Here is a 21,266-nt window from a genome sequence, read left to right on the forward strand (position 1 = left end):
GACCGGGAGAAAGCGATTGCTACAGGTCAGGGACACGGGCAGGGTCAGGGACAGGGACAGGGGAGGATCACCGCCGATGGCCTCGACGTCGGAACGGCCGCTCGACCACCGCTACCGGGGCGAACACCCGGTCCGGACACTTGCCTATCTGCTCCGCGCGGACCGCCGGAAGCTGGCGGCGGCGGTCGGCGTGTTCACCGTCAAGCACAGCCCCATCTGGCTCCTGCCCCTGATCACCGCGTCCGTGGTGGACACGGTCGTCCAGCACGGCCCCGTCTCCCGGCTGTGGACGGCCGTGGCGGTCATCATGGCGATCCTGCTCGTCAACTACCCGCTGCACGTCCTGTACGTACGGCTCCTCTACGGCAGCGTCCGCAGGATGGGCACCACGCTGCGCTCCGCGCTGTGCACGCGGATGCAGCAGTTGTCCATCGGCTACCACTCCCGGGTCAGCGCGGGCGTGCTCCAGGCCAAGGTCGTACGGGATGTCGAGACCGTCGAGCAGATGGTCCAGCAGACCGCCGAGCAGGGGCTGGGCGCGCTGACCGTGCTGACCGGAGGACTGGTCATCATCGGCGTGCGCACACCGCAGTTCCTGCCGGTCTTCCTGGTCGTGGTGCCGGCGGCGACCCTGCTCGTGGCCCGGCTGCGGGCGCGGCTTCGGACCCACAACGAGCACTTCCGGCACGAGGTGGAGACGCTGTCCTCGCGGGTGACCGAGATGACGCGGCTCATCCCGGTCACCCGCGCCCACGGCCTGGAGGGCAAGGCGCTGCGCCGGATGGACGGCACCCTGAGCCGGCTGCTCACCTCCGGGATGCGCCTGGACCTGGTCAACGGCCGCTTCGGCTCGCTGGCCTGGGTGGTGCTGAACGTGATCGGCGTCGCCGTCCTGGCGGCCGCCGCGCTGGTGTCGTACTACGGCGTGTGGGGGGTCACGCCCGGCGACGTCGTGATGCTGAGCGCGTTCCTGACCACGCTCACCAACTCGACCACGACGCTGACGAGTCTGGCACCGGTCATCACCAAGGGCCTGGAGTCGGTGCGTTCGGTGGGCGAGGTGCTCCAGGCACCCGAACTGGAGGACAACGAGGGCCGGGAGGAGGTCACCGCCGTCCGTGGGGCGGTCACGTTCGAACGGGTCGGTTTCGGCTACGAGGACGGCGGGCGCCCGGCCGTTGCGGAGTTCAGCCTCGATGTCGTGCCGGGCGAGACGGTCGCCCTGGTGGGTGCCTCGGGGGCCGGCAAGTCCACCGTGCTCAACCTCGTCATCGGGTTCATCCGGCCCACCTCCGGCCGGCTGCTCCTGGACGGCGTCGACATGAGCGGCCTCGACCTGCGCACCTACCGACGGTTCGTCTCGGTCGTGCCGCAGGAGTCGATCCTCTTCGACGGCACGGTCCGGGAGAACGTCGCCTACGGCATGGAGGACGAGGCAGACCAGGAGACGGTGCGTGCCGCACTGCGGGACGCCAACGCGCTGGAGTTCGTGGACCGGTTGCCGCACGGCCTGGACACCGTGGTCGGCGAGCGGGGCGCCCGGCTCTCCGGTGGCCAGCGTCAGCGCCTCGCCATCGCACGGGCGTTGATCCGGGACCCGCGGGTCCTGGTACTGGACGAGGCCACCTCGGCGCTGGACACCCGCTCCGAGGCGCTGGTGCAGCAGGCGCTGACCCGCCTGCTGCACGGCCGTACCACGTTCGTGGTCGCCCACCGGCTGTCCACCGTGCGCGGTGCCGACCGCATCGTGGTGATGGACGACGGGCGTATCCGCGAGATCGGCACACACGAGGAACTGCTGCGCCGCGGTGGCGCCTACACCGCGTTGCACGGTGGGCAGGTGGCCTGACGGCTCCGCTCCACGACGCCCCGGACGGTCCGCCCGCCGGGCGCGGCAGCCCGTGAGGGCAACATGCGGTTCGACGGCGGCAACTGACGGCCTGTCAGAGCAAGTTGCGCGCCGCCGTCATCGGTGCCGCATTCGAGCGATCCGACGGGGCCCCGCTGGAGCCGGAGCGGGCCGTGCGGAAGCGGGACGCACCGCGCGGCCGGACGATCCGCGGGCTCCGGCAATCCGCGTCAGCCTTTGCTCTGCTGAATCGTTGTCATACCTCTTGACCTCAGTTCGAGGCCCAGATTACGGTTCCCGGGCCTACCTGGATTGAAACGATTCAACCCAGGATGGGTCCATAACCGCCCTTGGAACCACTTGGGGTTGAACCATGCCCGAATCCTCCTCACAGCGCGGTGGGGCCACCCGCCGATCGGTGCTCGCGGCCGGTCTGTCGGCCGCCGCCCTCGCCGCCTTCGGACCGGCGGCGGGTGCCTTCGCCGCACCCGGTGGTGCCGACGCCACCGGGGCCGCGCCCGCCGCCGACTGGTTCGCCCAGCCGGCCAGGGCCGTTCGGCCGAAGTTCCGCTGGTGGTGGCCGGACGGGCTGGTCGACCCGGCCGAGATCGCGCGGGAGATCGACCAGATGGCGGACGCGGGATTCGGCGGGGCCGAGATCGCGGCCGTGCACCACAGCATCACCGACACCTCCGTCCTGGACACCGCCCACCGCGGCTGGGGCAGCGCCGCCTGGCGCGACAGCGTGAAGGCGGCGCTGCGCCAGGCGGCCCGGCGCGGACTGACCGTGGACCTCACCCTCGGCCCGAGCTGGCCCGTCGCCGTGCCGGGCGTCACGCCCGACGACGCCGCGGCGGCCAAGGAACTCGTCTACGGCAAGGTGACGTTGACGGGCGGTGCCGGGTACGACGGCCCGGTGCCGGCCTCGGGCTACCCGGCCGCCTCCGGAGTGACCGTGCAGCAGTTGCTCGCGGTCCAGGCCGCCCGGGTCAACACCGCCTACTCCAGCGGCAAGGCGACCGGCCTGGACGCCGGCAGCGTCACCGACCTGACCGCCCTGGTGTCCGGCTCCAGACTGACCTGGACGCCGCCGGACTCGGCTACCTGGGTCATCCTGGCCTACTGGCAGCGGGGTTCGGGTCAGCAGCCCGAGGCGGGCCCGCACTCCTCCCCCGCCGCGTACGTCGTCGACCACTTCAGCGCGGCCGGTACCGCGGCCGTCACCCGCTACTGGGACCGCGAGATCCTCGACCCCACCCTGCTCAGACTGCTCGGATCGGCGGGCGGCGCCTTCTTCGAGGACTCCGTCGAGCTGGAGACCAAGGGCCTGCAGTGGACGCCCGCGCTGCCCGACGCGTTCCGCCGGCACACCGGGCGCGACCTGCTGCCGTACCTGCCGGCCGTCGTCCTCGACAACGGCAACCAGATCTTCGCCTTCGAGGCCCGGCTCACCCAGGAGATCCGGCACGACTTCTGGGAGACGGTGTCGAACCTGTTCAACGAACACCATCTCGGCGAGCTGCGGGACTGGGCGCACGGCCACGGCATGAAGCTGCGCTCGCAGCCGTACGGGCTCCAGACCGACGCCATCGCCTCGGCGGCCGTCCTCGACATCCCCGAGGGCGAGTCGCTCGGGTTCAAGAACCTCGACGACTACCGCTGCCTCGCCGGCGGCCGTGACATGGCCGGCCACCGCATCCTGTCCTGTGAGGCGGGCGCGTACGCGGGCGGTGCCTACAACACCACCTGGGACAAGTTCCTGCGCACCATGGGCGGCGCGTACGCGGCGGGTGTCAACCAGACCGTGATCCACGGCTTCTCCTACGCCACCGCACCGGGCGTCGGGTGGCCCGGGTTCGCCGCGTTCAGCCCCTACAACGGCACGGTGGGGTACGGCGAGTCGTGGGGCCCGCGCCAGCCCACCTGGCAGCATGTCCCGGACATCGCCGGCTACCTCGGCCGCGTGCACCAGGTGCTCCAGTCCGGCACCGTCCGCGCCGACATCGCCGTCTTCCGGCAGACCGGCTACAGCGCGACCGGCATCGGCGCGTCCTGGCTCACCTCGACCGGCGTCCCGCTCGGCTGGACCCACCAGTTCCTCAGCGGGCCGCTGCTCGACCTGCCCTCGGCCACGGTGTCCGGCAAGCGGCTCGCGCCGGACGGGCCCGCCTACAAGGCACTGTTCCTCGAAGGCGACTTCTTCTACGGCTCCAACCCGACGCTGGCCGTCACCGACGCCCGCAGGCTGCTCACGTTCGCCCGGGCCGGGCTGCCCACCGTGCTGTTCGGCGCCTTCGACCAGGCCCTCACCCCGGGCCTCCCGGACGACGGCGAGACCGACGAACTCCGTTCTCTCACAGCGCAGTTGCTGGCCCTGCCGAACGTGAGGCGGGTCACGGACAAGACCCTGGTCGGCGCGGCCTTCGCGGACCTCGGGGTGACCCCCGACGTCTCCTACGGCACCTCCTCCACCCTCCTCAACGCACACCGCGCGACCGACGACGCCGACTTCTACTACTTCTGCAACGGCAAGCACGCCGAGACCGTCAAGCCGGCGGTCGCCGCCATCGACCACGACGTCACGGTGCACAGCACCCGGCGCGCGGGTTCCGGTACGGTCCCCTACCTGCTGGATCCCTGGACGGGGCGGGTCACCCGGCTCGCCGAGTACATCCAGGACGGGGACGCGTTCACGTTCCGGGTGGCGCTCCAGCCCGGCGAGACGCTCGTCGTCGCGCTGGCGCGGCCCGCGGCTTTCGGGGACCGCACCGGGGCCCGTCCGCACGTGGTGGCCACCGACGCGGACAGCGTGCTGTTCGCGGACGGTTCGCCGGCCCTGCGCGCGGCCTCAGGCGGCACCTACACCACCACCCTGTCCGACGGCCGCACGGTCACCACGCAGATCCCCGAGGTGCCCGCGCCGCTCACCCTCGGCCAGTGGACCCTCACCGTCGACGACTGGCGGCCCGGCGCCGACGCCACCAGCACCCAGATCGTCGGGCACACCCTCAGCCTCGACGCGCTGCTGCCCTGGTCCCAGATCCCGGAACTGGCCGACGTCGGCGGTGTCGGCCGCTACCGCACGACCGTGACGCTGCCGGAGACCTGGACCTCCTCGACGGGCGCCGTGCTGCGGCTCGGCAGCGTCAGTGACACCTGCCGGGTCACCGTCAACGGCACCCGGCTCGATCCCGTCGACCGCCTCAACCCCGTGGTGGACCTGGGCGGTCTTCTCCGGCCCGGCTCCAACACGGTCGAGGTGGAGGTCGCCACCCCGCTGTTCAACCGGCTGCGGGTCAGCAACCCCGCCGTGTTCGGGACGGCGACGCGCCAGGCGTACGGGCTCGTCGGCCCGGTCCGGCTCGTCCCCTACGCCCAGTTGACGGTCGCCTGAACCACCCCGACGGACCGGGACAGGGTGCCGCAGCGGGACGAGGAGATCGGACGGCGTACCCGCGATCCCCGCTTCGCGCCGCTCGGTCTCCTCCGCTTCGCCCGCCCGGAGGGGACCGCTGCCTGACCGGCAGCCCTCTGAACCCCGCGGGGAGCCGGCCGCGACACGGCCGGCTCCCCGCGGACAACGCGAAGGGCCCGTCCGCAACCGAACGGGCCCTTTCGTCGAGCGCCGGGCAGGCCTTGCACCTGCATTTCCCCGCAGGAAGCGGGGCGTCTTTCCTTGGACCACCAACGCGACACCGGCCACCGGGACTTCACGGCGACCAGCTCTTGATCAAGGATAGCGCATCCGCTCGCCCCGTCAGACCGGGCCGCCGCGCCGCGTCGGTCTTCCGCGTTCCGGTCGCTGGGCGGGCAGGGCGCGGGAAGCGCCGACACCGGGGCCGGGGCCGACGCCCGGACCCGTCGTCAGCACGAGGACCTGGTCCTCGCCGCTCCACACGCGCCGTTCGGACTTGCCGGGGCAGAGCAGTACGCCGTCGTACGGCCGGGTGGCGTGCGGGTCGTGCGCGAGGTATCCGATCGCGCACTCGTCGCGTTCCAGCGCCGCCGCGACGACCGTGGCGAACGCGGCCTCGTGGCCGGGCATCACGTAGTGGGCGGCGGGGTGCAGGGCGAGTGCTCCGCCCCGGGTGGCGAAGATCTCCTCGAACACGGCGGCCAGTTCGGGGTTCTGCACGATCTGGGCCATGAGCAGGGCGGTGAGCTGGCCGCGGACGACGACGTCGGAGGCCGGGCCGAGCGGGGCGACCGTACGGCTTCGGTGGTCGCGCACTTCGGCCACCACGGGCAGGGTGCGGCCGGTCCGTTCCTCCCACGACCGCAGGGTCAGCAGCGCCAGCAGGGTGCGCTCGTCGGGCCGTTCGGGTCCGCTCTCCCGGTCCGAGCCCAGGGCGACGACGCTGTCGTAGGCGGCGAGATCGAGGCCGTCCAGGGCCTCGGGGGCGGACAGGTCGCGGGTGCGGTGGGTCAGGGTGAGCGCCGGGTAGCCGTCCGGGGAGGACGGGTCGCCGAGGTGTGCGGGCTCCGGGGAGGCGGTGACCACGTCGAGGACCGAGCCCGGCCGTGCGGACGCGCGCAGGGCGTCCACGATCATCGGCGCCCTGCGGTTCCATCCCAGCAACAGCAACCGGGTGGGCCGGTCCGGCAGGGGCGCGGGCGGTGCGAGTGCCGAGGTGTCGATCCTGGCCCAGCGCTCCGTGAGGGGAGCGGGGCGGTCGTCGTGGGCGACGGTGACCAGCCGGTCCCCCGGCCCGAGCACGGTGTGCGGCGCGGGCGTGAGCAGCGGGCGGCCGTCCGGGCGCAGCAGTCCCACGGCGCAGGACGTCTCCAGGCGCAGGGCCACCTCCTCGAAGGACAGTCCCACCGCGTCCGGAACCTCGGTCACATGGAACTCGGCACCGGAGAAGTCGAGCAGGTCGCGCAGGGCCCTCGGCATCCCTGGGCGGCGTGCCGCCTGGACGAGCAGCCGGGCCGCGGTCCGGTCGGTCTCCAGGACGGTGCCGCGCGGTCCGGCGGCCAGCCGCGCGGCGGGTACGTAGCGTCCGTCGTGCACGGCGGCGACCACCCGCGGAGCGGGCCGTGCGTCGTCGGCCCCGAGCAGGGTCCGCAGCGCCAACAGGGTCCGTACGACCGTGAGATCGCCGTCCAGGTCGTCCGCGGGCAGCACCACCACCGCCCTGGCCGCCCCGGGCGTGACCAGGGCCAGCGCGTCCGGGTCGGTCGGCGCGCCGGTGCGGCAGACCAGCCGGACGCCGTCGGTGACGCCCAGGGCGGCGGTGAGCGCGCTGTCCATCTGCGCGGGGTCCCGGTCGGCGAGCACGGTGATGACGTGCCGTGCCCCGCCGGACCGCCCGGCGATCAGTTCGGAGACCACCGTGAAGATCTGGTCGGTCCAGCCGAGCACCACGTCGTGATCGCGCTCCAGCACCTGCGAGCGGCCGCGCCGCAGTTCGGTGAGCCGGTCGCCGAGGCCGGTGGTGACGACGCCGACGACCGTCGACACGCACAGCAGGGCGATGAGGCCGAGCAGGACGGACAGGAGCATCCGTGCCGGGGTTCCCGCGACCGCGCCGAGCCGGAGGGTCTCGGCGCTGGTGCGCCACACCTGGGTGAGCCGGCCGGAGAGGCTGTGCGGCGCGTCGGGGTCCGTCCACACCAGCAGGGTGCTGACGGGTACGACGACCGCCAGACAGCACAGGGCCAGCCAGCCCAGCAGTGTCCCCGTGCTGCGGGCGAGTGTCCTGTCGAACAGATAGCGCGCGCGGTGCCGTAACGGAGTCCGCTTCTGCGCTCGTCCCATGTCAGCCCCCTGCTCCCGCACCTGCCCCGGCGAGGTGAAGAGTGCCGGGCGCTCAGGGTGCGACACGCCGTCCGACCGGGACCTTCATCCTTTCGGGCAGCGTCGGGGAGCTGAAACCCGGGGCGGCTCCGGATGACGGGCGGGAGCGTTGCGGCCGTTCGCAGGGTGCGCGGACCCGGTCGTCCGGGACCGGCCGGAGCGGTGCGGCGGCCGTGTCCTCAGGACGGGCCGCCGGCCGGCAGGGACGAGCGGAAGGTCCGGGCTCCGGAACCGACCCGGTACACGGCCTCGGTGGCGGTGGTGCGGACCGGCCGGATCCCGGCGGGAGCGGTGGCCCGCCCGCCGGTTGCGGGCACGTGGATCTCGGCGGTGCTGCCCGCGGGCACGTCCACCGTGAGGCGGAAGGCGTCCCGGTCCGGGTCCAGTCGGTACGGGCGAGGCCGTAGGGGGTGCGGTAGGAGCCGGACGCGGAGGTCAGGTCGCCCTCCACCGCCGAGTCGACGAGGAGTTCGCGGTAGCCCACCGAGTCTGCGGACTGCCCGATGCCGGCGATCCGGCCGGTGAACCAGGAGTCGATCGCACCGAGCATGAAGTGGTTCCGCGACGGGCCGGGGCCACCGTCCCAGGACTCCCCGAGCGAGGTGTTGCCGGCCAGCACCTGGTAGCCGTAACTGGGGCTGGTGGTCTGGGTGGCGATCCGGTACACGAGGTCGTCGCGGCCCGCCGAGGACAGCACGCACAACGCGATCTCCTTCTCGCCGAGCCGCCATTCGGGGTGGGTGATCCACCGGGCCTGCCAGTCGGCGGCCTTCGTCAGGCCCGTCTCGAAGACGGCCGGGGTGCTCCAGCCGGAGGCCCGGTCTGCGCCGGACCACAGCTGGACACGCCAGTAGACGCGGTGCGGAGCCGAGCGCGCGGCCCGCGTAGGCGGTCCGCGGTACGTCGGAGACCACCTTCCCGGAGTCCCACAGGTCGGGGTGGCCGGAGCGCAGGCGGTCGGGTGAGCCGGCGGCCTGGACGCGGTAGGCGCTCTGGAGGGTGTCCGCGGTCCGGGCGGTGATCCCCCAGCTGAGCTCAGAGGTCGTGTCGTCGATGCCCAGCGCCTCGTCGAGGTGCTGGGTGCGCACCTGGACCGGGGCGGGCGTGCCGGTGGTCGCGGCGGCGGCCGGTACGGTGGCGGACACGGCGGTGACCAGCGCGGTCAGTGTGGCGGACAGCGGAGCGGCGAGGCGCCGGCCGCCGGCGCGGGATCTGGCACGAGGCATGGCGGGGTCCTTCCTGACGGGGCGGAACGTCAGACGCGGTCGAGGTCGACCGTCACCCGGCGCTTGAAACGCAGGGTGACCGGGCCGAGCAGACCGGAGGGCAGCGGCTTGTTGCGTTCGTTGGAGAGGGTGTTGGCGACCCGGACGGCGACCTGGTTGCGGCCGGGGACGAGCAGACCGGTGACGTCGGTGACGAAGGGTGCCCACAGCAGCGGGCGCAGCGCCGTGCCGTTGACGGTCACCGCGGCCACGTCCCGGACGTCCCCGAGGTCCAGCAGGACGCGCCGCCCGTCGAGGGTGGCTTCGTCCACGTCGAGATCCGTGGTGTAGGTGCCGCTGCCGGAGAAGAGCGGAGCGTGGGCCGTCCAGCTGCCGAGCGGTCCGGTGACGGGGGTGTCGCCGTCGCGTTCCAGGGCGAGCGTCCAGTCGCCGGTCACCGGGACCGGGGTGAGCGGGTCGTCGGCATGGACCGTGCCCCGGTAGGTGCGGCCCGCGTCGGTGCCGCCGAGCGGGTGGCTGCCGGGCTCCGCCACCTCGACCGTGGCACGCAGCGAACGGCCGTGCCGCTCGACCGCCAGCACGTCGGCCGGCGAGTCCGTGAGGTGCGGCGGGATCTCCCCGTGGGCCCGTACGACGACGATCCGGGTCTCGTACGGTGCGAAGGCCAGCGGCACCAGCAGGCCCCGTGTGCCGGTCCGGTAGAGCGGGGCGGGGCCGGTCCGGCCGGTCGCCGGGTCCCAGAGTTCCGGGACGCCGTCGGCGGGCAGGACCGCGGTGGTCGCGACGGCCGTACCGCTCTCGTTGTTGAAGAGGAAGGCGGTGTCGTCGCCCCGGGTGACCCGCAGGGCGCGGATCGAGTCCTGGGCGGGTTCGAGGACGGCCGCCGCCGCTCCGGCGTCCTGCGCGGCGGCGCCCAGTTTCCCGGCGTCCGCGACACGCACGGCACGGCCCCCGCCGAGGGTGCGGCTGCCGGGGGCGGTGTCGGGGAACAGGTCGTTCAGGGCGCGGGTGAGGGAGCGGTCGTCGGTGTCGGCCTCGTCGGTGGGCAGGGCGCCGACCGCCACCACGGTGCCGCCCGCCCGGACGAACGCGTTCAGGGCGCGCACGGTCGCGGTGTCCAGGGTCGGCGTCTCGGGCAGTACGACGAGGTCGTAGCGGGCCTCGCCGACGGCGAGCCGCCCGGCGCTCACCCGGGCGTGGGCCAACAGGTCCGGGTCGCCGGTGAGGGCGCCCTCGTGGAGGAGGTCGAAGTCGACCTGGGCCCGCTCCAGGGCGTAGGCGGCGTCGCTCAGCGCGCCGTCGACCGCGCCCTGCTTGTCCGTACCGGTCCACTGCTCGGCGGCCCGCTGCGGCTGGAGCAGCGCGGTGCGCGCGGCGGAGGTGCCGCGGCAGGCCTCCATGACCCGGCCGATCCACTCGGCGAGTGGGCGCATCGACCACCACCAGGGGGCGCGGGGACCGAAGGGCGGCGGGAAGTAGACCACGGTCTCGTCGGTCCACAGGGCGTGCAGGACCGTCAGGTTGACGCCACGGGCGGCCTGGGCGCCGACGGTGGCGTGCACGAAGCCGGGGGTGACCTGCCAGCCCATGTTCCCGAACATCTCCATCAGGGTCCGTTCCCGGCCCATCTGGTGGGCGACCGAGACCGGGTTGCGCGGCAGCATGGTCTGCTGGCCGGCCACGTACTCGGCGGTGATGATGTCACCGCCGGGCACCTGTGCCCACTGGTTGGCCTTGTGCAGGTCGCCGGTGCTGGGGATGCGCTTGGCGGGGGCGGTCTCGTCGTACAGCGGATTGGTGATGAGGGCGACACCGCGCTGCTCGCACCACTCGCCCTGGGCGCGGAAGTAGCGTGCGAAGCGGTTGGAGACGGCCTGCCAGAAACGGCCGCGCGCGACACGGCCGCCCCGGCCGAGGTCGTCGAAGGCGGCGGCGTAGGCGACGCCGGGCGCGACCCCGACGTCGCGCAGTGCCCGGTCCAGCGTCGGTGACCACGGCAGCCGCTTGAAATGGGCCTCGGCGGAGGCGAAGAACGGCTCGTCGTCCCAGAAGCCGGGTATCACGGTCCCGAACCAGCGGTGGAAGCGGCGGTGGTATTCGCCGGGGACGACGTCGAGGAAGAGCCGCACGGGTTCGTCGTCGAGGAGATCGACGTAACTGCGGCTGTAGCCCTGGGTGTCGTCGGCCAGCGGGACGCCGCCGAACAGGTCGATCTGCCAACGGCCGTCGGGTACCTGCCAGTTGCCGTCAGCCGTGAGCCGGTCGGTCAGGTCGACGACCTCGGCCGCGTCCGTGGCCCCCACCGGGCGCGCGGCGGCGGCCGCGGCCTCGACGGGGAGCGACGCGCGTGCGGGGAAGTCGCCCGCGCCGGCCGCGTCGTCGAACGCCGTCGCGTACAGCGTGGTGCCGTCGGACGCGGTGACGGTGAGGCTGTCCCACAGGCCGCGCTCGTCGCCGACCGCACGCACGCCGACGCCGCCGGACGGACAACCGCCGTCCGTGACCGTGCCCTTGGCACGGCCGTCGAGCGTGACGGTCAGAACCGCGCCGCTCAAGGTCACCACGAGTGTGTGGTACTTCGTCTTGTTGAAGCCGTCGGTGCGGGTGCTGCGCAGCAGTTCGACGGGGTCCGTGCCGCGGGCCAGCCGCTCCACGGTGACCACCCCGGTCTGGTCGAAGGAGACGGCGTAGCCGTCCAGCCCGTCGGCGGAGGCACGGACGATGAGCCCTGCGGCGGTGCGGTCGGCCTTGGCGCTCGCCGTGACGGTCAGGTCGGTCCAGTGTTCGCCGCCGCGCAGCACGGCCGCACCGTCCAGCACGGCCGCGTCGGCGACCAGGTGTCCCGCCTCCACCCCCACGCCGGTGCTGCGGCGCAGGTCGGCGCGGGCCGGGCCCTCGACGACCGTGGAGGACCGCCACAGCGCCTTCAGCCGCAGGTCGGGGCGCGGTGCATAGGTCCGGGAGCCGACCGTGCCGCCCTTCACGATGAACTCGCCGGCTCGGCCGCTCGGGAAGTGGTCGTCGTTGAACAGCCACACGCGCATGCCGGTGGCCTCGGCCGTGCGCAGCACGTGCTCGACGATGTCGAACCATTCCTCGGTGAAGAAGACGGGCCGCATGGCGTCGTTGTCGAAGGAGAAGAGGATCACCTCGTGCATCCCCTTGTCGCGCAGGTCGGCCAGTTGCCGGTCGACCAGGTCGGGGGTGACGGGTCCGTTCCAGTACCAGTAGACGGTGGGGCGGCTGTCCTTGGGCGGATCGGTGAAGCGGCGGGTGGTGAAAGCGGCGGGGGCCGGGGCGGTACCGGGCGGTCCTGACGCGGCGGACGCGGTCGGCGGTACGGCCAGGCCGAGGCCGGTGAGGCCGGTGGCGAGGGCGGTGCCGACACCGGCGGCGGCGACGAAACCGCGTCTGGACAGCGGGACTTCAGGGGTGGTTTCGGGCATGCGGGTACTCCTGGGAAAGCGAGGTGTGGGTGGCAGGCGGGCCGGGGAGGGCTCAGTCCGCGGCGAGGCGGGCCGCTTCGGCCGCCGTGAGGGCCCGGTTGTGGACACGAAGGTCGCGTACCGCGCCCTTCAGGTAAGGGTGGCTGGTGTTCTGGGAACGGCCGAGGTACGAGCGGGTGGTCACGCCGAGCAGCAGCGGGCTCGCGACCGTCGCGGAGTTGCGGCCCGTCTCGGCGCCGTCGAGGCAGAGCACACCGGTACCACCGCCCGGGGTGAGCGCCACGTGCGTCCAGCCGCCCACCGGCAGCGGTCCGGCGGCGTCGATGAAGTCCTCGCGCTCCATCCCCGTGATCTTCAGCGCGGCCCGGGCCCGGCCCGCTCCGGTGGTGGCGGCCAGGAAGAGACAGGTGTCCGCCGCGTGGGCGGCCGGTACCGGTCCGATCGAGGCGACGGCCGCCGCGGCCGAGGCGGTGAGCAGCATCTGGCGGCGGGACGGGCCGGAGGTGTCGCGAGGTGCGGGCAACGTACGGAACTCCCTTCGGCAGTAATTGAATCGTTTTACAATGCAGGCGCTGACGCTAGGGTCGCCCACGGCAAGCGTCAAGACTTCTCACAGGTGTTGATCGATGCGCTTTCCCGAGAGACCATGAACTGCCAGGTGAGGAAGGTAAGTAGTACGTCAGTCAGACGCTCTTGGGCGAGAAGCAGCGAGAAGCGGCGACAGCACAGGCTCGAAAAGGAGAATTGAAACGTTCAATTCACTTCAGATCGAGGGGCCGCCGGGCGTGACCGCGCCGTGGTGACCGCCGCCACCGCCGAAGGTCAGGTGGCGTCCGTGGACAGGCGCGGTTCGGCGGCGACGATCGCGCGGACCGTTTCGGTGACCAGCCGGCGGTCCAGGGGCTCGTCGGCGAAGGCCCGGTGCATCGGCCAGCCCTCGATCAGCGCGTCCAAGGCGCGTGACACTCCGGGCGTGAAGTGCAGGGCGAGACTGTCCCTGCTGCGTTCCAGCCAGGTGCGGGTCGTGGCGGAGACCGCCTCGTCGTGGTTGGCGTAGGCGTACATCTCGAAGATGAGGGTCATGTCGCGCTCCGTGGCGTAGGCCGGACCGCAGATCAGCTCGACGACGGCCGCCTCGGCCTCGGCCGTGGAGGCGGCGGACTGCAGCGTCTGCCGGTAGAGCCCGGACATGGTGTCCGACAGCCGGGCGAAGGCCTGGGCGAGCAGGTCCGCCATCCCGTCGAAGTAGTAGGTGAGCGAGCCCAGCGGGACGTCCGCCCGCGCCGCGATCTTCCGATGGGTGGTTCTGTGCACGCCGCTCTCGGAGATCACGTCCAGGGCTGCATCGAGGATCCGCTCCTTGCGTCCGGGATCGTTCGGGATCTCGCGTCGTGTGCCGCTCACGCCCTCAATGTGCCACGGCTTGCCCACTTCGGAGTGTGTACAGACGTACAGGTCAGTGTGTACGGTCGTACAGACTCGTGTACGGACCCAGCTGGAGCCACCGCCCATGCCCCTTGACCTCGCCCGGCGTCGCACCGCCGTCTTCGTGCTGTTCTTCGCGCCCGGGCTGACCATCTCCTCCTGGGTCACCCGGACCCCGGACGTGCGCGACCTGCTCGGCGCCTCCACGGCACAGATGGGACTGATCCTGTTCGGGCTCTCGGTCGGCTCGATGCTCGGCATCCTGTGCTCGGGCACGGTCGTGGCACGCTGGGGTGCCCGGCTCGTCATCCTGGCCGGCACCTCGGCCGTCGCCGCCGGTGCCGCGGTGGTCGGGGTGGGAGCCGCGGTCGGTTCGGGGCCCTGTGTCGCGCTGGGCCTCGGGCTGTTCGGTCTCGGCATGGGCGGCGGCGAGGTGGCACTGAACGTCGAGGGCGCCGAGGTGGAGCGACTGCTCGGCCGTTCCACGCTGCCCGCCATGCACGGCTTCTTCAGTCTGGGCACCGTGCTCGGGGCGGTGGCCGGCATGTGCCTGACGGCTGTCGGCTTCCCGGTCCTCGTTCATCTGCTCGTCGTCGCCGCGGTGGTGCTGGGCGCGCTCGCCCTGGTCATCCGGCGTGTCCCGGCCGAGGTCGGACGGCAGACCGCCGCCGGGCGGCGGGCGGCGGGCACACCGCGCGCCGCGGTGTGGAAGGATCCCGCGCTGCTGCTCATCGGCTGCGTCATCCTCGCGCTCGCCATGGCCGAGGGCACCGCGAACGACTGGCTGCCGCTGGTCATGGTGGACGGCCACGGTTTCGACGCGGCGCTGGGCTCGGCCGTGTACGCGGTGTTCGCCGCCGCGATGACCGTGGGGCGCTTCGTCGGCGGACGGTTCGTCGACCGGTTCGGGCGGGCGGCGGCGCTGTGCGGCAGCGCGCTCGTCGGGGCCGCCGGACTGGCCCTCGTGATTTTCGTCGACAACCAGGTGGTCGCTGCCGCGGCCGCCGTCCTGTGGGGCCTCGGCGCGTCGCTCGGGTTTCCCGTCGCGCTCTCCGCGGCGGGCGATTCGGGTGCCGACTCCGCCGCCCGCGTCGCGATCGCCGCGACCGTCGGCTATGTCGCCTTCCTGGTGGGCCCGCCCTCCCTCGGTTACCTCGGCGAGCGCTTCGGGCTGCGCAACGCCCTGATCCTGGTGCTCGTGCTGGTGGTGGCGGCCGTCTTCGCGGCACCTGCCGCCCGCTCGCCCCGGGAGGCGGGCGACCCGGAACCGGCGGGCACCTGAGACCGGTGTCCGTCAGTCCGCCGGACGGGAGCCAAGGTGTGACCGGACGTCCGCGCGAGAGGTTCTCCGGGGCGGGCGTCACTGATCACCTGAGCGGCCGTCACGCTGATGACCCGGCGGCTCACCGCCGGAAGCCCCGCCGCACGGCACAACGCAACTCCCCACTGCCTCGCGCAAGCCGCCTGACACGGGTGCTCACCCCGGCGACTCCGCGTCAGTGGGCCCCTGGGCCCCTGGGCGCCGCGCCGCCCGCTCCGGGGCTCCCCACGGCGTGCAGTGAGTCACGGGTGGAACCGCCACCGGCCTTCAGAAATGACATCCGCCTTGCCGTCCCTGACCCGAACGGCCGTCTCGTCGTCGATGAAGTAGATCGGGAAGTCCGCCCGCGCGGCGATGCGATCAGCCCAGGCGTCGTCCCGCTCGGGAAAATCCGGTGAGTACAGGTGGGGCTTGAGATACCAGTCGAAGAGGCCGAACGGCGGTTCCACGGTCGTCGCGCCGAGCACGTGGAGGTCCGTGGTGTCCCCGATGACGTCGGCAGAGTGTCCGGTGAGATGACGGCTGAAGATCATTGATCCGGCGCTGAACCCCACATAGACCCGGCTCTCCAGCGCCTCCAGGAAACCGTCGGCCAGGCCGTTGCCGGTGATGCTGCGCGCGAGGTGGTAGTGGCTGCCGCCCCCGACATAGATGACGTCCGCGTGGAGCAGCCGGTCGAGCACCATCTGCCGGGGCAGGCCGTTCAGCTCCAGGACGTCGAACTCCCGCCAACCGAGGCCGTACAGGCGGTTCATGTCCGCGACGAACCACCCATGGTCCCCGGACTCGGCGACTGATGCCGTGGGAACGTACACGACGTTCGCCGATCCGAACGGCCTGCCCAGCATGTCCCGCAGCGCATCCCGCAGCGTCTCGTTGCGCAGGCCACTCGCCGTCAGCAGAAAGTTCATCGGGCGAGCCAAGCACGACACACGTGGTCAGCGCAACGAATGCAGGATCCACCGACACCGTCATGGCATGGCATGGCATGGCATGGATGGATCAGGAACATCCGCGGAGAGTTCAGGAACCCGCGCGCGAAGACCGGCTCCCCGGCCGGTGCACCGAAACCGTCCCGGGCCCGGCCGGCCACCGGGTTCGAAGAGCCGCCGTGCAGACACTCGCCACGAGGTGGGCAGAGTCCTCGCTACCGGAGAGGCATACGCCCGCCCTGCCCACCACAGGGCCGGCACCGAACCACGGCGCGGAACGCCGCTCCCCCAAAGCTGGGAACTCCCTCCCCCTGAGATTGAATTGCAGCGTCGTATGACGCGACAGCAGCAGGATCAGGGGGACGGGTTGTTCATCATTGGCGTGCTGGCCTTGACTCTGTTCGTCCTGGCCATCGTGTGGGCCGTCCTCGGAGTGCACGCTCTGCTTCTCGGCCGCATGCCGGGCCACTGGCTCCAGCAACGAGTGCGGCAACCGAGACTCTGGGGAGCAGGGGCCCTCCTGATGCTGGTCAGCTGGAACGTTCACTCGCCCTCGCTCCTCACCGTAGGGATCGGCCTCGTCGCCCTTGGGCATGTCGTGAAGCCCACGCGTTGAATCCGCCGGCCGGACCGCACCAGGGGTTGAACGGCAGGCTCAGGCCGCCCAGACCCGGTCGGCGTAGTCGAGGAAGTTGCGGCCGAGGATCTTCTCGATGCGCTCGGAGCGGTAGCCGCGCTTCTCCAGGAGGCGGATCAGGTCGCGGAACTGGTCGACGCCGCGCAGGTCGACGACGAAGGGGTAGGTGTCGGCCCGTTCACCGGCCGCCCCCACACCGGCCGCCCGGCGGGCGGCCACGTGTTCGGCGAGGGCGGCGCGGTAGGCGTCGAGGTCGTCGACGGCGGTGACGGTGCCGTCGGTGCCGATGCCGACGTGGTCCTCCCCGCAGACGTCGACCGCGTGCGCGATGTGGTCCACGACGTCGGCGGCGGTGGGCTGCCCGGTGAGGCTGAGGAAGGGCATGAAGTAGATGCCGACGAACCCGCCGCGGTCCGCGACCAGGCGGAGTTCCTCGTCGGTCTTGTTGCGCGGCAGATCGGCCAGGGCACGGCAGCCGGTGTGGTTGACGGAGACGGGCTGCCGGGAGTGCCGGGCCGCCTCCAGGCAGGTGCGCTCACCGCTGTGGGAGAGGTCGACCATCAGGCGGTGGTCGTTGAGAGCCTCGACGACCTGCCTGCCGAAGGGGGTCAGGCCGCGGTTGGCGAGGGCCATGGAGCCGTCGCCGAGGTGGTTGGCCTGGTTGTAGGTGAGTTGGACGACGCGTACGCCGGCGTCCGCGAAGGCCGCGACCCGGGTGTCGACGAGGGCGGGGTCCTCTCCGACGGCGACCGCGTTCTGGAAGCCGTAGACGACCCCGATCCGCCCCTCTCGGTGGGCGCGGTGGATGTCGGCGGTGGTGCGGACCTTGAGGAGGTCGGCGGAGTGCGCCTCGATGATCCGGTCCCACACGGCGATCTCCTCGAGCGTGTGCTCGTACGGCGGCAGGTCGCCCATGGTGTAGCCGAGGGTGATGTTCACGGCGGTCAGGCCGCAGGCGTGGGCATCGGCGATCGCGCGGGCGTCGACGGCGAGTTGGTCGCTGGACGGGTTGAGCCGGGTGGCGGCGGCCCGGGCGGCCGGGGCGTTGGGGTTGTCGAGTTGGCCCAGGGCGTTGACGATCACGGGGCGGTCTGCGGCGGTGTCGGTCACGGGGTGTCCTTCTCGAACTCGGCGCGGTCGAATCGGCGTCCGCGTCTGACGGTGAACGTGATGGTGCGCAGGTTGCCGATGTCGTGGAGGGGGTTCTCGTCCAGGACGGCGAAGTTGGCGAGCTTGCCGGGTTCGACGCTGCCCATGTCCGTCTCGGTACCGGCGGCGCGGGCACCGACGAGGGTGGCCGAGCGCAGGACCTCGGCGGCGGGTATGCCGCAGCGGTCGGCGAGGAAGGCGAGTTCGCCGTAGAGCGCGGGGAAGGGGTCGTCGGGGGCGGTCTCGTGGTCGGTGCCGGTGCACACGTCGACTCCGGCGCGGTGCGCCTGGGCGGTGAGCACGGCGGCCAACTCGGCGTTGCGGGCGGCCCGTTCGGCGGACTCGGCGGTGTCGCCCCGGAGTTCGCCGCTGGTCCACATGGAGGCGGTGGCGTCCAGGACCGTGCCGCGGCGGCGCATCTCGGCGAAGAGGGCGGCCAGTTCCGGGGCGTCGCCGGCGGCGAAACGGTCGTGGTCGACTCGTGGTTTGGTCTTGTAGCTGCTCAGCGGCTCGGTGGGGTCCTCGAAGGCGAGCAGGGTGACGTGGGAGACGCTGTCGACGCCCGCCGCGACGACCTCGCCGGGCGTTGCCGGGAAGACGGTGGCGTGCGCCCAGACGGCGATGCCCTGGCGGTGTGCCTCGGCGGTGACGGCGGCGACGGTCGCGGCGTCCAGGTCGGCGTAGACCTTGATCGCGGCGGCGTGGGTGCCGCGGGCGAGGGCGACGGCGATCGGCAGGTCGGTGTCGGGGGTGACGGCCTGCATCCAGGGGACGGCGCCGGGTACGGCGCCGCGGGAGACCTCGTGGGTGCGGGGGTCGTCGAAGAAGGAGGGCCCGGCCATGAGGGCGGCGTAGCGGATGTCGGGTCCCGGGATCTCGCCGACCAGGGTGGCCCTGGCGAGGTCGCCGATGTGGCGCAGGTCGTCGGCCATGTCACGGACGGCGGTGACCCCGCTGTGCACCAGCCGGCGGAGCACGGCCTCGGCGACCGGACGGTCGGGCGGGGTGGCCAGGTGCTGATGGGTGTCGACGAGGCCGGGGACGACGAAGCGGCCGGCGAGGTCGACGCGGGGTGCGTCGGCGGCGTGCGGGGGCAGCGGGTCGCCGTCGCCGATGACGGTGTGCAGGCGGGCGCCGTCGGTGACGATCGTGGTGTTCGGCCGGAGCGGGGCACCGGTGCCGTCGAAGAGCGTGGCGCCGCGGTAGACCGTGACGGTTCCGGCGGGCGGAGCGGCCCAGGGGGTCGGGGCGCCTGGGGGCAGGTCGGTCATGGTCACCTTCGGTCCACTGGGCTTTGTTACGCACTATGTAACAGCTGTATCGTGTGATGAAAATCCACGTCACTGTACTCTGCAGCCGGTGGACCGCCGCAAGGGCCCGTACCGGCCAGGACGCACCGGGCCGCGGTCGTCGCGGCACCGGGGCCGAGAGGGAAGAGCTGCCGTCATGCCCGACGCACCCGTCGCCCCGGGGCCGCCCCGGTCGGCCGTGGACAAGGCCCTCGACCTGGTCGAGGCCGTCTCGCGCGCGCCGCACCCGGTGCGGCTGACCGATCTCGCCGCCGAGGTCGGACTGCACCGCGCCACCGCGTACCGGATCCTGCTGGACCTGGTCCGCCGGGGCTGGGTGCTGCGGGCCGGAGACCGCTATCTGCCCGGCGCCGCCGTGCTGCGGATGTCCGCGTCGGCCGCGGGCAACTCGCTGACCGCGCTGGCCCGTCCGGTGTTGGAGCGGTTGTCCGCCGCGACGTCGATGATGGTCAACCTCCAGGTCCTGGAGGAGGGCGGCGGCAGGGTGATCGACGTGGTCAGACCCGAACGGCTCGCCATGATCAGTCACTTGCGGGGCGAGCTGCTGCCGGTACGACGGTTCGCCGGGCCGCTGGCCCTGGTCGCAGCGCTCGAACCGGAGGCACGGACGCGCTGGTTGGGCAGGCTGTCCGAGGACGACGCCGACATCACGCGGGAGCTGGCCGAGGTGGCACGGACCGGTGTCGCCGTGGAGCACGGCCGTAACGACAAGCTGGTCGCCTCTGTCAGCCGGGCGGTGGTGCCCGCGCCGGGGGCACCGGTGTGCGCACTGACCGTCGTGGGGCCGAAGACCGAGTTCGACGGCCCAAAGCTGGCCGCCGTGGAAAGGGAGTTGCGTGCGGCGGCCGACGAACTGGCGGCCGCGCTGACCGCCGACGGGGCGGAGCCGGGCCGGTGAGCGGCGTTCTGATACTGGACCGCCGGCAGACGGCCGCCGCGCTGGAGCCGGCCACCGTGCTCGACGCGGTGGGCCGGGCGCTCGTCGCCGTCGCCCGTGGCGAGGTCTCCGTCCCGCCGCGGATCGCCGCCCTGACCCCGGCAGGCCTGCTCGGCGCGATGCCCGGGTACGTCGCCGGGTTCGGGCCGGCCGCGAAGCTGGTGACCGTGACCGCCGATCCGGCGCACCCCGGACGGAGTTTCCACCGGGGGCTCGTGGTGCTGTTCGACGAGCACGACGGGCGGGCTCTCGCGCTGGTGGACGCCGAGTCGCTGACCGGGATCCGGACGGCGGCGTCCGCCACGCACAGCGCGTTGGCCCTGGCCGCCCGGCCCGGTCTCGGAAGGGTGGCGGTGGTGGGGACGGGGGCTCAGGCGCGAGCACAGTTGGCGCTGCTCGCCGCCGTCCGGCCGGCGGCGGAGGTCACCGTGGCCGGCCGTGACCCGGTGCGGGCGGGCGAGGCGGCCGCGCTGTTCCCGGGCGCGCGGGTCGCCACGGGCATCGAGGACGCGGTACGCACGGCCGACGTGGTGTTCTGCTGCACCGGCGCCGACGCTCCCGTGATCCGCCGGGAGTGGCTCTCCCCCGGTGTCCATGTCTCCTCGGTCGGCGGCTCGCAGGGGCCCGAACTGGATCCCGGCACGGTCCGGGACGCGGCCCTGTTCGCCGAGTGGACCGGCGCGGCCACCTCCCCGCCGCCGGCGGGCGCCCACGAACTCCAGGACCTGGCGCCGGGACGGCCCGTCACCCTGCTCGGCTCCGTCCTCGCCGGCGACCATCCGGGGCGGAGCGGTGCCCCCGAGGCCCTCACGGTCTTCAAGTCCACCGGACACGCCGCCCTGGACGTCGCGGCGGTCCGGGTCGCCTACGACACGGCACGGGCACGGGGGTTGGGGGTGCGCGTGGACCTGTGACGACCGCCGAAGGCGATCGGCGCGGTCCCGCCGCGGTCGTCCTGGCCGACCCGGCCGACGCCCCTCTGCGGCGCACGGAGTCCACGCCGGTCCGGCCGCGCGACAGCCGGGCCGGATCCGCCGCCATGGGCCCGGCTCCGACACGCTCACCTTCGTCGCTGCGCGGGCGGCGATACCGCGGCCGCCCGAACGGCCTCGGGCACCGCGGGCGTCACCGAACCCGGGGTTCGCCGCACAACGCGGTCTGACACGGCGGCAACGCGGGCCAGGGGTTGTCGCACATCAGCCACGGGGCACGAGGAACCCCGGACTCCCCCGGCGGC

The 21,266-nt window shown here is 72.8% G+C and carries 13 protein-coding genes and 2 pseudogenes; 6 read left to right on the top strand and 9 right to left on the bottom strand.

The genetic code is table 11. The annotated features are described in order from the left end of the window. The first annotated feature begins 76 nt into the window (after positions 1 to 76). Complete coding sequence (locus tag AB0P24_RS22660; protein ID WP_365796700.1) at positions 77 to 1,849, top strand: ABC transporter ATP-binding protein; 1,773 nt, start codon at positions 77 to 79, stop codon at positions 1,847 to 1,849. Between the two features lie 373 nt (positions 1,850 to 2,222). Further along, entirely contained in the window at positions 2,223 to 5,243 is a 3,021-nt protein-coding gene (locus tag AB0P24_RS22665) for a glycosyl hydrolase (protein WP_365796702.1), read from the top strand. A 363-nt stretch (positions 5,244 to 5,606) separates the two neighbouring features. Here the strand turns inward: AB0P24_RS22665 and AB0P24_RS22670 are convergent, their stop codons facing one another. The 6 genes and pseudogenes from AB0P24_RS22670 to AB0P24_RS22695 form a co-directional block, all read right to left on the bottom strand. Continuing rightward, positions 5,607 to 7,607, bottom strand: a complete 2,001-nt coding sequence (locus AB0P24_RS22670) for an NAD-binding lipoprotein (RefSeq protein WP_365796704.1) — start codon at positions 7,605 to 7,607, stop codon at positions 5,607 to 5,609. Positions 7,608 to 7,825: 218 nt separating this feature from the next. Then, entirely contained in the window at positions 7,826 to 7,993 is a 168-nt protein-coding gene (locus AB0P24_RS22675; protein WP_365796838.1) for a hypothetical protein, read from the bottom strand. 80 nt (positions 7,994 to 8,073) lie between these two features. Beyond that, positions 8,074 to 8,343, bottom strand: a pseudogene (locus AB0P24_RS22680) (hypothetical protein); the annotation flags it as partial. A gap of 558 nt (positions 8,344 to 8,901) precedes the next feature. Continuing rightward, positions 8,902 to 12,318: a glycosylhydrolase-like jelly roll fold domain-containing protein gene (locus AB0P24_RS22685; protein ID WP_365796706.1), complete on the bottom strand. Its 3,417-nt coding sequence runs from the start codon at positions 12,316 to 12,318 to the stop codon at positions 8,902 to 8,904. A gap of 52 nt (positions 12,319 to 12,370) precedes the next feature. Continuing rightward, positions 12,371 to 12,841 carry a LamG-like jellyroll fold domain-containing protein gene (locus tag AB0P24_RS22690; RefSeq protein WP_365796708.1) on the bottom strand — a complete coding sequence of 157 codons (471 nt, stop codon included), beginning with the start codon at positions 12,839 to 12,841 and terminating at the stop codon, positions 12,371 to 12,373. Positions 12,842 to 13,140: 299 nt separating this feature from the next. Further along, on the bottom strand, positions 13,141 to 13,722 hold the full coding sequence (locus tag AB0P24_RS22695; protein ID WP_365796710.1) for a TetR family transcriptional regulator: 582 nt from the start codon (positions 13,720 to 13,722) through the stop codon (positions 13,141 to 13,143). A 106-nt stretch (positions 13,723 to 13,828) separates the two neighbouring features. Between AB0P24_RS22695 and AB0P24_RS22700 the strand changes: the two genes are divergently transcribed. Then, a complete protein-coding gene (locus AB0P24_RS22700; protein ID WP_365796712.1) occupies positions 13,829 to 15,025 on the top strand; it encodes an MFS transporter in 1,197 nt (398 codons plus the stop codon). A gap of 281 nt (positions 15,026 to 15,306) precedes the next feature. On the opposite strand, the gene AB0P24_RS22705 is transcribed toward AB0P24_RS22700, so the two are convergent. Beyond that, on the bottom strand, positions 15,307 to 15,975 hold the full coding sequence (locus tag AB0P24_RS22705; protein WP_365796714.1) for a Type 1 glutamine amidotransferase-like domain-containing protein: 669 nt from the start codon (positions 15,973 to 15,975) through the stop codon (positions 15,307 to 15,309). 99 nt (positions 15,976 to 16,074) lie between these two features. Between AB0P24_RS22705 and AB0P24_RS22710 the strand changes: the two are divergent. Further along, positions 16,075 to 16,276: pseudogene (locus AB0P24_RS22710) on the top strand (transposase); the annotation flags it as partial. 375 nt (positions 16,277 to 16,651) lie between these two features. Here AB0P24_RS22710 and AB0P24_RS22715 read toward each other — a convergent pair. Next, positions 16,652 to 17,743 (bottom strand): membrane dipeptidase, encoded by a 1,092-nt coding sequence (locus tag AB0P24_RS22715; RefSeq protein ID WP_365796716.1) that lies wholly within the window; start codon positions 17,741 to 17,743, stop codon positions 16,652 to 16,654. Further along, positions 17,740 to 19,053, bottom strand: a complete 1,314-nt coding sequence (locus AB0P24_RS22720) for an amidohydrolase family protein (RefSeq protein WP_365796718.1) — start codon at positions 19,051 to 19,053, stop codon at positions 17,740 to 17,742. The genes AB0P24_RS22715 and AB0P24_RS22720 overlap by 4 nt, the downstream gene beginning before the upstream one ends. Before the next feature lie 175 nt (positions 19,054 to 19,228). Between AB0P24_RS22720 and AB0P24_RS22725 the strand changes: the two genes are divergently transcribed. Beyond that, positions 19,229 to 19,990 (top strand): helix-turn-helix domain-containing protein, encoded by a 762-nt coding sequence (locus AB0P24_RS22725; RefSeq protein WP_365796720.1) that lies wholly within the window; start codon positions 19,229 to 19,231, stop codon positions 19,988 to 19,990. After that, a complete protein-coding gene (locus tag AB0P24_RS22730; protein WP_365796722.1) occupies positions 19,987 to 20,943 on the top strand; it encodes an NAD(P)-binding domain-containing protein in 957 nt (318 codons plus the stop codon). The genes AB0P24_RS22725 and AB0P24_RS22730 overlap by 4 nt, the downstream gene beginning before the upstream one ends. The last annotated feature ends 323 nt before the right edge of the window (positions 20,944 to 21,266 follow it).

The sequence above is a fragment of the Streptomyces sp. NPDC086519 genome, from assembly GCF_040686075.1.
Taxonomy (GTDB): domain Bacteria; phylum Actinomycetota; class Actinomycetes; order Streptomycetales; family Streptomycetaceae; genus Streptomyces; species Streptomyces shenzhenensis.